The sequence below is a fragment of the uncultured Roseobacter sp. genome, assembly GCF_947495275.1.
Lineage (GTDB): Bacteria > Pseudomonadota > Alphaproteobacteria > Rhodobacterales > Rhodobacteraceae > Roseobacter.
Window position 1 is genome coordinate 81802 of sequence record NZ_CANLYL010000006.1, and the last position, 14035, is coordinate 95836.

At 57.6% G+C, this 14035-nt stretch carries 13 protein-coding genes; 12 read left to right on the plus strand and 1 reads right to left on the minus strand.

Translation table 11 applies throughout. The features are described 5' to 3' along the window. The first annotated feature begins 18 nt into the window (after nucleotides 1-18). From Q0802_RS12700 to Q0802_RS12745, 10 genes are all read left to right on the plus strand, one after another. Nucleotides 19-1224 (plus strand): ABC transporter substrate-binding protein, encoded by a 1206-nt coding sequence (locus Q0802_RS12700; protein ID WP_298919176.1) that lies wholly within the window; start codon nucleotides 19-21, stop codon nucleotides 1222-1224. A gap of 88 nt (nucleotides 1225-1312) precedes the next feature. Then, on the plus strand, nucleotides 1313-2206 hold the full coding sequence (locus Q0802_RS12705) for a sugar ABC transporter permease (RefSeq protein WP_298918711.1): 894 nt from the start codon (nucleotides 1313-1315) through the stop codon (nucleotides 2204-2206). Further along, nucleotides 2206-3087 (plus strand): carbohydrate ABC transporter permease, encoded by an 882-nt coding sequence (locus Q0802_RS12710; protein WP_298918714.1) that lies wholly within the window; start codon nucleotides 2206-2208, stop codon nucleotides 3085-3087. Before Q0802_RS12705 ends, Q0802_RS12710 begins: the two co-directional genes overlap by 1 nt. A gap of 4 nt (nucleotides 3088-3091) precedes the next feature. After that, complete coding sequence (gene ugpC, locus Q0802_RS12715; RefSeq protein ID WP_298918718.1) at nucleotides 3092-4204, plus strand: sn-glycerol-3-phosphate ABC transporter ATP-binding protein UgpC; 1113 nt, start codon at nucleotides 3092-3094, stop codon at nucleotides 4202-4204. After that, nucleotides 4204-5700, plus strand: a complete 1497-nt coding sequence (locus Q0802_RS12720) for a GMC family oxidoreductase (RefSeq protein WP_298918721.1) — start codon at nucleotides 4204-4206, stop codon at nucleotides 5698-5700. The genes ugpC and Q0802_RS12720 overlap by 1 nt, the downstream gene beginning before the upstream one ends. Then, complete coding sequence (locus Q0802_RS12725) at nucleotides 5697-6455, plus strand: 3-ketoacyl-ACP reductase (RefSeq protein ID WP_298918724.1); 759 nt, start codon at nucleotides 5697-5699, stop codon at nucleotides 6453-6455. Before Q0802_RS12720 ends, Q0802_RS12725 begins: the two co-directional genes overlap by 4 nt. 9 nt (nucleotides 6456-6464) lie before the next feature. Next, entirely contained in the window at nucleotides 6465-8057 is a 1593-nt protein-coding gene (locus Q0802_RS12730; RefSeq protein WP_298918727.1) for a GMC family oxidoreductase N-terminal domain-containing protein, read from the plus strand. Then, nucleotides 8054-8362, plus strand: coding sequence for a Dabb family protein (locus Q0802_RS12735; protein ID WP_298918735.1), 309 nt, complete (start codon nucleotides 8054-8056; stop codon nucleotides 8360-8362). The genes Q0802_RS12730 and Q0802_RS12735 overlap by 4 nt, the downstream gene beginning before the upstream one ends. Nucleotides 8363-8371: 9 nt before the next feature. Beyond that, complete coding sequence (locus Q0802_RS12740) at nucleotides 8372-9532, plus strand: dihydrodipicolinate synthase family protein (protein WP_298918738.1); 1161 nt, start codon at nucleotides 8372-8374, stop codon at nucleotides 9530-9532. 13 nt (nucleotides 9533-9545) lie between these two features. Continuing rightward, nucleotides 9546-10544, plus strand: a complete 999-nt coding sequence (locus Q0802_RS12745) for a LacI family DNA-binding transcriptional regulator (RefSeq protein ID WP_298918741.1) — start codon at nucleotides 9546-9548, stop codon at nucleotides 10542-10544. Between the two features lie 79 nt (nucleotides 10545-10623). On the opposite strand, the gene Q0802_RS12750 is transcribed toward Q0802_RS12745, so the two are convergent. Next, complete coding sequence (locus tag Q0802_RS12750; protein ID WP_298918744.1) at nucleotides 10624-11229, minus strand: XRE family transcriptional regulator; 606 nt, start codon at nucleotides 11227-11229, stop codon at nucleotides 10624-10626. 141 nt (nucleotides 11230-11370) lie between these two features. Between Q0802_RS12750 and glyA the strand changes: the two genes are divergently transcribed. Together glyA and lpdA are read left to right on the plus strand one after the other, a co-directional pair. Then, nucleotides 11371-12624, plus strand: a complete 1254-nt coding sequence (gene glyA, locus Q0802_RS12755) for a serine hydroxymethyltransferase (protein ID WP_298918746.1) — start codon at nucleotides 11371-11373, stop codon at nucleotides 12622-12624. Between the two features lie 21 nt (nucleotides 12625-12645). Then, nucleotides 12646-14034, plus strand: coding sequence for a dihydrolipoyl dehydrogenase (gene lpdA, locus Q0802_RS12760; RefSeq protein WP_298918749.1), 1389 nt, complete (start codon nucleotides 12646-12648; stop codon nucleotides 14032-14034). The last annotated feature ends 1 nt before the right edge of the window (nucleotide 14035 follow it).

Genomic DNA, 14035 nt, shown 5'->3' on the forward strand with positions numbered 1-14035 from the left:
ACAGTTGTGGCGGCGGTGATGGCGTCGACAACCATGGTTGCGGCTGAGGACGTTGAGGTTCTGCACTGGTGGACGTCAGGCGGCGAAGCCGCTGCTCTGAATGTCCTCAAGCAGGATCTTGAAGGACAGGGTATCGGCTGGACCGATATGCCGGTCGCTGGTGGCGGTGGGGAACAGGCGATGACTGTTCTGCGCGCGCGCGTGACGGGAGGTAATGCACCGACAGCTGTTCAGGGTCTGGGATTTGATATTCTGGATTGGGGCAATCAAGGCTCGCTGGCAAATCTAAACGACGTGGCTGCCAAGGAAGGCTGGGACGATGTCGTTCCGGACGCGCTCAAGGCGTTTGCGAAGGTGGACGGCAAATGGGTTTCGGCACCCGTGAACGTCCATTCGACCAATTGGGTCTGGGCCAACAAAGCGGTTCTGGATGCCAACGGGATCGCCGTGCCCACCACGTGGGACGAATTCACCGCAGCTCTGGACACGCTCAAGTCCGCTGGGGTGACACCCATCGCCCACGGGGGGCAGGCCTGGCAGGACGCGACCGTTTTCGATGCGGTTGCCATGTCGGTGCTGGGCCCGGACGGCTATAAGGCCGCTTTCATTGACCTGGATGAGGGCACACTTGGCTCCGAGGGCATGAAAGAAGCCTTTGACCGCATGGCAGTGATCCGCGCCAATGTTGATGACAATTTCTCGGGCCGCGACTGGAACCTTGCAACGGCGATGGTGATCAATGGCGAAGCGGGTTTTCAGATGATGGGTGACTGGGCCAAGGGGGAATTCCTGAACGCCGATAAGGTCCCGGGCGAGGATTTCCTCTGCTTCCGGTTCCCCGGCACGGCAGAGCAGGTCACCTTCAATGCAGACCAGTTCATGATGTTCGATCAAGGCGGCGCGGTATCGGCTGAACAGGCGGCTCTGGCCTCGGCGATCCTGTCACCATCGTTCCAATCCGCATTCAACGTCGTCAAAGGATCGGTGCCAGCACGCACGGATGTCAGCGATGCCGATTTTGATGACTGCGGCAAGCAAGGCATGAAGGACCTCGCAGCGGCAGCGGCCTCTGGCAACCTCTTTGGGTCCATGGCCCATGGTCACGCGGCGCCAGCATCGGTCAAGAACGCGATCTATGACGTTGTTACAGCGCATTTCAACGGCGAATACGATAGCGAAACAGCGGTGGCGGAATTGGTAGACGCGGTCTCGATCGCCAAGTGATCCTGCCGGTAGGGCGGCGGGATATGCCGCCCTACCCTCTCTTGCGCCCATCGCGCAAAACGTCAAAGACATACGCGGAGGGCGCATAGTGGCTCACACGGCCAACAGCGATTTCAAGACACGTCTTCAGAACTGGATCCCCAAGCTGGTGCTGTCGCCGTCGGTGGCGATGATGCTGGTCTTTGTCTACGGGTTCATTCTGTTTTCTGTCTACCTGTCCTTCACCGACAGCCGTTTGCTGCCGAGTTATGGCTGGGTTGGACTGGAGAATTATTCGAAACTCTGGCGTCTCAGCCATTGGGAAATCTCCCTGAAAAACATGGGAATTTTTGCAGCGCTTTACATCGCGATCTGCACCAGTATCGGGTTGGGGCTTGCCATTTTTCTGGATCAGAAAATCCGCGGAGAAGGGCTGTTGCGGCCCATATATCTTTACCCGATGGCGCTCAGTTTCATTGTTACCGGTACTGCTTGGAAGTGGTTTCTCGATCCCGGCATCGGCCTGGAAAACGTCATGCATACATGGGGATGGGAAAGCTTCGAGTTTCGCTGGATCAAGGATAGGAACTTCGCGATCTACACGGTCGTTCTCGCCGCAGTCTGGCAAACCAGCGGTTTTGTCATGGCCATGTTTCTTGCGGGCCTACGCGGGATCGACAATGAAATCCTCAAAGCCGCACAGATGGATGGTGCCAGCAACTGGAACCTCTATCGCCGGATCATCATCCCACAACTGCGCCCCGCTTTCCTGTCGGCTTTCGTGATCCTGTCGCATCTGGCAATCAAGACCTTCGATCTGGTGATCGCGTTGACGGGCGGCGGGCCGGGGCGGGCCACTGAATTACCTGCCACCTTCATGTATTCCTACACGTTCACCCGGAACCAGATGGGTATTGGTGCTGCCTCTGCCACGATTATGCTGATGACCATCGCGGCGATCATGATCCCTTACCTCTATTCCGAACTGCGGGAGAAGCGCTGATGTCTGTCGCCTCTCAAGATACCGCAATCCGCACCGGTCGGATCACGCGCACGCTGATCTATGTGGTGCTCATTCTCTTCGCGCTTTTCTACATGCTACCGCTCTACGTGATGGTGGTGAATTCGGTGAAACCGCTCTCCGAGATCACCGGCGGCGGCATGATGAACCTGCCCCGGGAATTCACGCTGGACCCGTGGTTCAAGGCCTGGTCGTCAGCCCAGATCGGTGTAGAGCCAACAGGGCTGGCCCCCTATTTCTGGAACTCGATCAAGATGGTCGTGCCCGCCGTGGCAATCTCCACCGTGCTGGGCGCGCTGAACGGCTATGTTTTGACCAAGTGGCGTTTCAAATACGACACGATCCTTTTTGGCCTGATGCTGTTTGCCTGTTTCATTCCGTTTCAGATCGTCTTGATCCCAATGGCGCGCATGTTGGGCCTGATGGGACTGGCCGGAACCACCTGGGGCCTTGCTTTGGTTCATGTCGTTTACGGGATCGGATTCACCACACTCTACTTCCGTAACTATTACGCGGTCTTCCCGACAGAACTGATCCGTGCTGCCCAAATCGACGGCGCTGGTTTCTTCCAGATTTTCTGGCGCATCCTCTTGCCCTCCTCGGGGCCGATCGCCGTGGTATCGATCATCTGGCAATTCACCAACATCTGGAACGACTTCCTCTTTGGCGCGTCATTTGCCGGAGCTGACAGCCAGCCGATGACGGTGGCACTTAACAATCTCGTGCAGGCGTCGCACGGCGTAAAAGAATATAACGTCCACTTCGCCGGTGCCATCCTCGCCGCAATGCCAACTCTGCTCGTCTACATCGTTGCGGGCCGCTACTTTGTCCGCGGCCTGATGGCGGGCTCCGTGAAAGGATAGACCCATGGGCTTTCTTGATATTGACAATACAACAAAATCCTATGGGTCCGTCGAAGTCTTGCACAACGTCGATATATCCGTCGAGGAAGGCGAGTTTCTGGTGCTTGTAGGGCCGTCTGGTTGCGGCAAATCCACCCTGCTGAACATGATTGCGGGACTTGAGGAAATCACCAGTGGGGAAATCCGCATCAAGGATAGCGTGATGAACGGGGTTCACCCGTCCAAGCGAAACATCGCCATGGTTTTCCAAAGCTACGCGCTTTACCCGAATATGACGGTCGGTCAGAACATCACTTTCGGGCTGGAAATGCATGGCACACCCAAGGCTGACCGCGAAATTGCCATGCGTGATGTGGCAAAGCTCCTGCAGATTGAACCGCTGCTCGACCGCAAACCCGGTCAGCTTTCCGGGGGGCAACGGCAGCGGGTCGCAATGGGGCGGGCGCTGGTACGCAACCCGGATGTGTTTTTGTTCGATGAACCGCTGTCCAATCTTGATGCAAAACTGCGTGTGGACATGCGCACAGAGATCAAGAAGCTGCATCAGAAACTCGGTACGACCATTGTTTATGTCACCCATGATCAGATCGAAGCGATGACCCTTTCGACACGGATTGCGGTGATGAACGGAGGCTATGTCCAGCAATTAGGCACACCGCAGGAAATCTATGACAGTCCGGCCAATATCTTTGTAGCCACCTTTATGGGATCGCCAGCGATGAACGTATTGCCCGCAAAAGTCCGCGTTGAAGACGGCCTGCCACATGCGGAGATCATTCTTCATGATGGAAGCGCCACGCTACTGCCCTTCAGCCAGGAAAATCTCGCCGCGTGGGAAGGAAAAGAAATCCTGCTCGGCATCCGGCCCGAAACCATTACCGACAGCGATGGCGCGGACCGAAAATCAAAAAACATCGCACAGATGATCAATCGGATCGTGGTCACCGAACCCGCCGGGTCCGATACGTTCGTGTCGATGCAGTTGAGTGGCAAGGACGTGATCGCCCGGATGCGCTCCGATGCCGAGGTGCGCCCGGGGCAGGATTTCAACTTTGCCGTCAACATGGAGAAAGCCGTCGCGTTCGATCCGCAAACCGAAGCCCGTATTCAACCCTGATGCAGCCGGATGTCGTCATCATCGGATCCGGTATGGGGGGCGCGACACTGGCCGCCGCTCTGGCACCCAGTGGCCGCCGCATATTGATCCTTGAGCGCGGCGAAGCTCTCAAACCGTCCCCTGCGGATCGTGATGCGAGGGCGATCTTTGCTGATGGGGTTTTCCGCCCGGACGAAATGTGGCTGGACGGCTCCGACCAAGCCTTCAACCCCGGTAATTTCTATAATGTTGGTGGGAACTCCAAGTTTTATGGTGCCGTTCTGATCCGTTACCGGGAAGCGGATTTTTCACCGATAGAACATCGCGGCGGGTCTACACCCGGTTGGCCAATTGCCTATGAAGAACTCGAGCCTGACTACCTCGCTGCCGAACACCTCTACGAGGTCCGTGGCACAACGGGCGAAGATCCAACCGATCCGGCCCGTTCCGGCGCGTATCTGCATGCTCCGGTACGGGATGAGCCCGATATCGCGCAATTGAGACAGCGGCTAAAAGCCTCTGGTCTGAACCCCGCATCGCTTCCTCTGGGCGTCGATATTGACCGTTGGCTCGCGGCAGGCAGGCATCCTTGGGACGGGCATCCCGACACCTGCGGCGGCAAGATGGATGCGGAAACCATCGGCCTCAAGACCGCGCTGGAGCACCCAAATGTTGACCTCTGGACCGGATGTCAGGTTTCATCGCTGCAGGCAAATGTTGACGGGCGGATTACTGGCGTGTCTTGCACCTTAGAGGGTGAAGAGCGCACCATTGATGCGGGCACCGTGGTTCTGTCGGCCGGGGCCGTTCAATCCGCGGCCCTGCTCCTAGCGTCGGCGAGTGAGCTTTATCCAAAGGGTCTGGCGAACCGGTCAGATCAAGTCGGGCGAAACTTCATGAACCATAACTGTTCCGCTGTTTTGGCCCTGCACCCGCTGAGGAAGAACCGGGCGATCTACCAGAAAACACTGATGATCAATGATTTTTACCTCTCGGACGGCAAAGGTGGCGCACCATTGGGCAACATTCAGTTGCTCGGCAAGATATCGGCTCCGATTCTGGATGGCACAACGCCGCTGCCGCGCTGGCTGGCTGTGATGCTGGCTGCGCGCTCTTTCGATTTCTACGCCATGTCAGAAGATCTGCCGAACCCTGAAAGCCGCGTGACCCTCAAAAACGGCCAGATCAAACTGGACTGGCAAAGGTCCAACTGGGCCACCCATGAAGCGCTGGTTCAGCAGCTCAAAACCTGTTTGCGCAAGGCTGGATTCCCGATTGTGCTGTCCCGTGCGTTTGACCGCAGGACGCCATCCCATCAGTGCGGAACAGCCCGGATGGGCCGTGACCCCGCTTTGAGTGTCGTCGATACCTACTGTCGCAGCCATGACCACCCCAATCTCTTCATTGTTGATGCGTCCGTGTTGCCCACATCGGCGGCGGTCAATCCGGCGCTGACGATTGCAGCTCTGGCCCTGCGCGCGGGACGCCACATCACAGATACGGAGTTCGCGGCATGAGCAGAACGGCATTGGTGACCGGCGGGCAACAGGGCATTGGTTTTGCCGCCGCCAAAGAATTGATCGGCGCGGGATTTCAGGTGGCTGTTGTTTCGCTGCCCCCGGACGATGATCCCAAAGTCCTCAGTGCCCTGAGCGCATTGGGTCCCAAAGCGCATTACTTTCAGCACGACATCGCGGATGTTGATCGCATTCCCGCGCTACTGGATCGGGTGGAGAAGGCATTGGGTCCGCTTACGACATTGGTGAGCAACGCCGGTGTCGGTGCGCCGGTGCGCGGCGACATGCTTGATCTTGTGCCGGAGAATTGGGACCATGTTCTGGGTGTCAATCTGCGTGGTGCCTTTTTTCTGGCTCAGGCAGTGGCTAAACGCATGGTGAAAAGCCCATCCGAACACTACCGCTCGATCGCCTTCATCACTTCCGTCAGCGCAAAGATGGCCTCAACGACGCGCGCAGAGTACTGCATTTCAAAAGCTGGTGCGGGCATGATGTCAGACCTCTTTGCCCTGCGTCTTGCCCCCCATGGGATCGGCGTTTTTGAATTGCGTCCAGGGATCATTGCCACCGATATGACAGCGGCCGTGCGTGACGAATATACACCGCGCATTGAAAATGGCCTCGTGCCTGCCGAGCGGTGGGGGGAACCGCAGGACATCGCCGAAATCGTTTTGGCCATTGCCAATGGGCAGATGCGATTTGCCAATGGCGCTTGCATCCCGGTGGACGGCGGCCTGTCCATCCCGCGATTGTAGAGGCTACCGATGACCAAGGGATTTGATTTCATCGTCGTCGGTGGGGGCTCGGCTGGGTCGGTGGTCGCGGCCCGCCTGAGTGAGGACCCGAAGGTGAGGGTTTTGCTGCTCGAAGCCGGAGGGTCTGATCGCCATCCGTTTTTCCATTTGCCAGCCGGTTTCGCCAAAATGACCAAGGGCATTGGCAGTTGGGGGTGGTCGACGATTCCGCAGAAACACATGAAAAACCGGGTCTTTAACTATACGCAGGCCAAAGTCATTGGTGGTGGGTCTGCGATCAATGCCCAGATATACACGCGAGGCGCAGCGCGGGACTATGACGAATGGAGCCAGCTCGGTTGCGAAGGCTGGAGCTTTGCGGATGTCCTGCCCTACTTCAAGAAATCCGAAGACAACGACACGCACGATGACGCATTTCACGGGCAGGGAGGCCCTTTGGGCGTCAGCCAGCCCGCCGCCCCGTTACCCATTTGTGACGCCTACATCGAGGCGGCCGGTCAATTGGGTATCCCCCGGAACACGGATGTAAACGGGCAGAAACAGGACGGAGCGGCCTATTATCAGCTGACCCAAAGGAAGGCACGCAGATCCTCAGCCGCAATGGCCTTTTTGGCCCCGAACAAGGGCCGTCAAAATCTGACCGTGAAAACAAACGCCCAGGTTCGCCGCATCATGGTCAAAGCCGGGCGAGCGACCGGTATCGAGATGGCCGACGGTACCGAGATCACAGCCCGCAACGAGGTTATTCTGTCATCGGGTGCGATTGGCTCGCCACGTCTGCTGCAGCTATCCGGGATTGGCCCTGCAGCCGCGCTGAGACAAATCGGTATCGACGTTGTACTGGATCAACCGAACGTAGGTGCCAACTTGCAGGATCATCTTGATCTCTATGCGATTTGCGAAGTCACCGGCCCCCACACCTACGACCGATATGCCAAGCTGCATTTATCTGCCTTGGCCGGCTTGCAATACCTGCTCACCCGCAAAGGTCCGGTCGCTTCCAGCCTCTTTGAAACAGGCGGTTTCTGGTATGCGGATCCCGACGCCCGATCGCCGGACATCCAGATGCATCTGGGCTTGGGCACCGGCATTGAGGCGGGTGTCGAGGCGATGCCTAACGGGGGTGTTACGCTCAATGCCTGTTTCCTGCGGCCACGGTCTCGCGGGAGTGTGCGTCTGCGTTCCGACAACCCTGCGGACATGCCCTGCATAGACCCCAACTATCTGGCCGATCCTTACGACCGCGAAATGTCGATCAGAGGTCTCAAGCTGGTTCAGTCCATTCTGGCTCAGGATGCTCTGAAACCTTACATCATGGCTGAACGGTTGCCCGGACCGGGCGTTCGGACCGATACAGAGTATTTCGACTTCATCTGCACCCATTCAAAAACCTCACACCATTGTGCCGGAACCTGCCGCATGGGCGTGGACGACGGCGCTGTTGTTGACCCACGCCTCCGCTTCAATGGCATTGAAGGCCTGCGCGTGGTCGATGCCTCGATCATGCCACGTGTCAATTCTTCCAATACCAATGCCCCCACCATCATGATCGGTGAAAAGGCCGCCGATATGATCAAAGAAGACCAAGGAATTGCCCTATGATCCGCCACATGGTTTTGACCAAGTTCACCTCTGAGACACCCGAGAGCACGATCCTTGATATCTATGCCGGTTTGCGGCGCTTGACAGAGATGATGCCGGGTGCGCGCAATTTCGGCGGTGGCAGATCGCAAAGTCCGGAAAAGATTGAGCGTGGCTACATGCACGGGTTTTCAATTGATTTCGACAGTTGGAGTGATCTGCAGGCGTATTCAGAGAACGAGGATCACAAGGCTCTGGGCGGCCAGATTGTTGCAAATGCCGAAGGCGGGCTGGAAGGTGTGCTCGTCCTGGACATCGAAGTGTGAGGACAGGAGATGTTGACGCTGCCCACTCCGGATGGAAATCTTGAAACCTACGATCTTGTAGGCGATCCGCTCAACCCGCGCGCGCCGCGCGTACCTTTTACCCGGACGGCATTTGCCGCCGCGCACGTCATCTCCGATCCCTTGCGTGAACGAAACCCCTGGGACACCCGGCCCGCCGTGGATTGGGACGCGACATTGCGATTTCGCCACAGTCTTTGGGATCAGGGATTGGGTTTGGCTGAAGCCATGGATACTGCCCAACGCGGTATGGGCGTTGACTGGCAGACGGCGCGCACGCTGATCGAGCGCACGATGATCGAAGCCAAGGTGCACCCGCTCAAACCACGCGTGGCTTGTGGTGCAGGGACCGACCATATCCCGTTTGAAGACCTCACGACCAGCGCGAAGATACAGGCCGCTTACACCGAACAGGCCGAGGTTATCGAGGCGGCAGGCGGGCAGTTGATCCTGATGGCCTCGCGCGCCTTTACCGCCATGAACGCAGACTGTGGCGCCTATCGACGGGTTTATCGGGCCCTGATTGATGGTGCTGCGCAACCGGTCATTCTTCATTGGTTGGGTGACATGTTTGACCCGGCTTTAGTCGGCTACTGGGGGTATGGCGATGTCGGTTTGGCCAGCGATTTCGTACTGAGCTTGATCGCCGAGAACCCGGCCAAGGTGGATGGCATCAAGATTTCCCTGTTGGATCAGTCGCACGAGGAGAGCTTTCGCGCGCGTTTGCCGGAGGGCGTGCGCCTATATACCGGAGATGATTTCAACTATGCGGATCTCATCGCCGGGGACGGCACCCGGTACTCGCACGCGCTGCTGGGTATTTTTGCAGCTATCGCCCCCGCGGCGGCGCAGGCTCTGGAGGCGCTGGCCGAAGAGGATTTGAGCAGATTTCACGATCTGCTCGCCCCAACCGTTCCCCTCAGCCACGAGATTTTCAAATCCCCCACCCGTTTCTACAAGGCAGGCATTGCGTTTTTGTCCTGGCTCAACGGGCAACAGGAGCACTTCATCATGCCGGCCGGGTTCCAGTCCAGCCGTGACATAACCCACTATGCATGTGTTTTCCGTCTTGCCGATCAGGCCCGGCTTCTGGCCCAACCGGAACTCGCAGAGCGTCGAATGAAAACCCTGCTATCCCTGCACGGCATCTGATACCAACAACGGTATGGAGCGTAGACCCACAATCAAAGATGTTGCCCGGGAAGCAGGCGTCTCAAAGTCCACTGTCAGCCTTGTCTTGCAAAAGAGCCCCCTGGTCAAAGAGGACACACGTATCCATGTGCGCGAAACCATGGCCCGCATCGGTTATGTCTATAACCGCTCCGCCGCCAATCTGCGTTCTTCGTCCACCGGGCTGATCGGACTGGTGATCAACGATCTGCGTAACCCCTTTTTCACCGAATTTGCGGCGTCGCTCCAACAGGCATTGTCCGAGCAGGGCTATGCCGTAGTCCTTGCGAACGTCAGCGAAGATGCTGAACTACAGGCGAAGATGATTGACGCGCTGATCGAACACGGCGTCTCGGCGTTCATCGTGTCGCCCGCCTACGGGGTAAATGACAGACCCCTTGAGGCGATTGCACGCGCCGGGTTGCCAGCGATACAGGTCTTTCGAAAGGTCGACGAACGCGAAGGGCTGTTTCCCTTCCTTGCTCCGGATTACCAAGCGGGTGGCCGGCTGGCGACTTTGCACCTTTGCGACCGCGGGTGCCGACGTGTTGCCTTTGTCGGCGGTCTGGCAGGGCGTGCGGTGACACAGGAGAGAATGTCAGGATACCTCGAAGTCGTGGCGCAACGAGGCCAAGAACCCGTTGTCGTTACCGGCGCTGCAAGCCACGATTTCGGAGTGTCGGGGGTCAAACAACTGATGAACGAACATCCGGATGTAGACGGCGTCTTGTGTTTCAATGATTTGGTCGCCCTGGGTTTATTGTCCGGCGGTCAAAGTCTCGGGCGCAAGATCGGCGAGGATTTGCGGATTGTCGGCTTCGACAACATAGAGGGTTGCGAGCAGAGCCAGCCGCAACTTACATCGGTGAGCTGTGGCATCCCACAATTTGCACAAGAGGTTTCCCGGCGCATACTGGTTTGGTTGAATGAGGGATCTGCACCTGAAACCGGCAGTCGAATGTCCGTTGAACTTGTCGTCCGAAAGTCGAGCTAAGGGGTGACGCCCAGCCAATTTGAATGCTGGCACCCCTTGATCTCTGAAGGTGCCAGTCGCCCATGGGTGGTTGCGCAGGTCAGACTTCGAGTGAAACCCACAAAACAACCGCATCTTCCTTACTTGTCGAGATGCATCCATGCCCCATGCCGCTGTCATAATAAAGTGAATCCCCGGCCTTGAGGTCCAAGGGGCGGTAATGTTCCGAAATGAAAGTCAGTTCTCCACTTATGACATACATGAATTCTTCTCCGGCGTGCCGGATCCAGGTTTCATAAGCCGATACATCGCGCGCCTTTATTGTCGCGATATAGGGCACCATATGCTTGCTCGTGAGCTCATTGCAGAGCAGCTCGTGGGTGTAGGTCGCCGTTTCGCGCATCTCTCCCTGACCACGCAAGGTATAGTCGCGGCGCCCTGAAATGCCGTTATGCCCACTTTGCATAAAGAGTTGCGGCGGGTTCATGTCGAGCACATGGGTCAGCCGCCGCACAATTTCAAAGCTGGGGCGCGTCTGGTTATTTTCGATCTTCGACAAGGTTGACCGGCCGATTCCAGCGACCTTCCCGGTTTCCTCCAACGTCCAACCCTTAGCTTGACGCGCATCGCGGATGGATTTGGCCAGCTCTCGGCCATCTTCCGCCTCCGGGCGATTTTCAGCCGGAATTTCAGTGTCTTCTGTCATTCTTCCTCGCTGTTTCCGTCAATGTAGAGTGTTCACGATGATCTCACAATTAGGAATATTCGAGAATTTATATTGATTAAGAGAATTTCTCCACTATAGGAAACAAATGTTTCGAATGAGAGATTCGTTCAGGAGGGGCCAATGTTCAAGACATCGCTAGATACAGCGGATACCGTGATCGCCGCAGCCATTGCACGAGAAGCAAAGAGACAGGCAAACCAAATCGAGCTGATTGCTTCGGAGAACATCACCTCCAAAGCAGTCATCGACGCGCAAGGGTCGGTTCTGACCAACAAATACGCCGAAGGATATCCGGGCCGCCGCTACTATGGCGGATGCGAATTTGTGGACGAAGTGGAAGCTGTTGCCATCGACCGGCTGAAATCCCTCTTCGGGGCCGAATATGCCAACGTTCAATCACACTCCGGTGCACAGGCCAATGGTGCTGTCAAACTGGCGCTGCTCAAACCGGGCGACAAGATTCTAGGCATGTCTCTGGATGCCGGCGGGCACCTGACCCACGGCGCCAAGCCCGCCCTTTCGGGCAAATGGTTTCAGCCAATTCAATACGGGCTGACCGAGGCCGGAACCATTGACTACGACCAGCTCGCTGATCTTGCGCGCAAGGAAAAACCACAACTGATCATCGCGGGCGCATCCGCCTATTCACGCACGATAGACTTTGCGAAGTTTCGCAAAATCGCCGACGAAGTGGGCGCTTGGCTGCTCGTGGATATGGCGCATATTGCCGGACTCGTTGCCACCGGACTGCACCCGTCGCCGATGCCGCATGCGCATGTTGTGACCTCGACGACCCACAAAACACTGCGGGGGCCACGTGGTGGCATCATCCTGACCAACGACGAGGCTGTCGCCAAAAAGATCAATTCGGCGGTCTTCCCCGGTTTGCAGGGCGGTCCGTTGATGCACGTGATCGCGGCGAAGGCCGTGGCCTTCGGCGAAGCTCTGAAGCCAGAGTTCAAGACCTACATGCAGTCTGTTGTCGATAGCGCCAAGGCCCTGTCGGACGTGATGATGGAAAGAGGCTGCGATATCGTTTCCGGCGGGACCGACAATCATTTGATGCTGGTCGATCTGCGCCCAAAAGGCGTCAAGGGCAACGCCGCAGAAGCCGCGCTCGAACGCGCAGGCATGACCTGCAATAAAAATGGCGTGCCCGGGGACCCGGAGAAACCAACCATTACAAGCGGCATCCGCCTCGGCACCGCCGCTGGCTGTAGCCGTGGTTTCGGTCCTGAGGAGTTCCGGCAGATCGGCCATCTGATCAGTGATGTGCTGGATGCGCTCGCCGCATCTCCGGACGGCAGCCCGGAAATTGAGAGCCGCACGCGGGAAGCGGTCAGCCATCTCTGCGCGTCCCATCCAATTTACTGAACCTGAAGGCGGACCCAGGAAATGACCTACGATCTGATTGTCATTGGCGCAGGCCCGGGCGGATATGTCGCCGCCATCCGTGCAGCACAGCTTGGGCTGTCCGTCGCCTGTGTCGAAGGTCGCGGCAGCCTTGGCGGCACCTGTCTGAATGTCGGGTGCATTCCTTCCAAGGCCTTGCTGACCTCCTCGGGTAAGTTTGCCGAGCTATCGGGCCTTGCTGCGCATGGAATCGCGGTTGAAGGGGCCGCGCTTGACCTCGGCGCGATGATGGCGCGCAAAGATAAGATCGTTGGCGATCTAACCAAAGGCATTGCGTTTCTTTTGAAGAAGAATGGGGTTGAACAGATCAACGGCTGGGCCTCGATTCCGACCCCCGGACGCGTCGATATCCGCCAGGGCCAGGACACGGTCAGTCTCAAGGCAAAAAACATATTAATTGCAACCGGCTCCGAACCTACACCGCTTGACGGGATCGAGATTGACGAAATCAACGTGCTGAGCTCCACCGGCGCTCTGACACTGGACGCGGTACCTGATCATCTCGTGGTGGTCGGTGCCGGTGTCATTGGCGTGGAATTGGGACAGGTCTGGTCCAGACTGGGCGCGAAGGTGACGATTGTGGAATATCTTGACCGGATTTTGCCCGGGATTGACGGAGAGACCGCCAAGCTGGCGCAGCGCGCTCTTTCCAAGCGTGGCCTCAAATTCCAACTGGGCAGGGCGTTGACCGGGATCACCCAAACAGATGACGGCCTGCGCCTGACCCTGGACCGCGTGGGACGGGACACGCAGGAAACGCTGGATGCCGACAAAGTGCTTATCGCGATTGGCCGTCGCCCGGTCACACGCGGGTTGGGTCTGGAAGCGCTCGGCGTTACCTGCGAACGCGGCTTCATTGTCGTGGATGATCACTTTCAGACGTCAGTCCCTGGCATCTATGCCATTGGTGACTGCGTTCCCGGCCCGATGCTGGCCCACAAGGCTGAAGAGGATGGCGTCGCATGCGTGGAAACGCTGGCGGGACTTAATGGCTATGTCGATTATGCAACCGTACCCGGAGTCGTCTACACCGACCCCGAAGTGGCATCCGTTGGCCTCACCGAAGAGGCCCTGAAAGAGGCGGGCACCGACTACAGCGTTGGAAAATTCTCCCTGATGGCGAACTCGCGCGCGCGCGCATCAGGACAAACCGATGGCGCGGTGAAAGTGCTCTGCGACCCCGATGGCAATATTCTCGGTGCCCATATCTGTAGCGCACATGCCGGTGATTTGATTGCCGAACTGGTTTTGGCAATGGCAAACGGGGCAACCGTCGGCGATGTTGCCCGAACCTGCCATGCCCATCCGGCGCTGGGTGAAGCCGTCAAGGAAGCCTGTCTTGATGCGCTCGGCCGCGCGGTCCACGCATAGG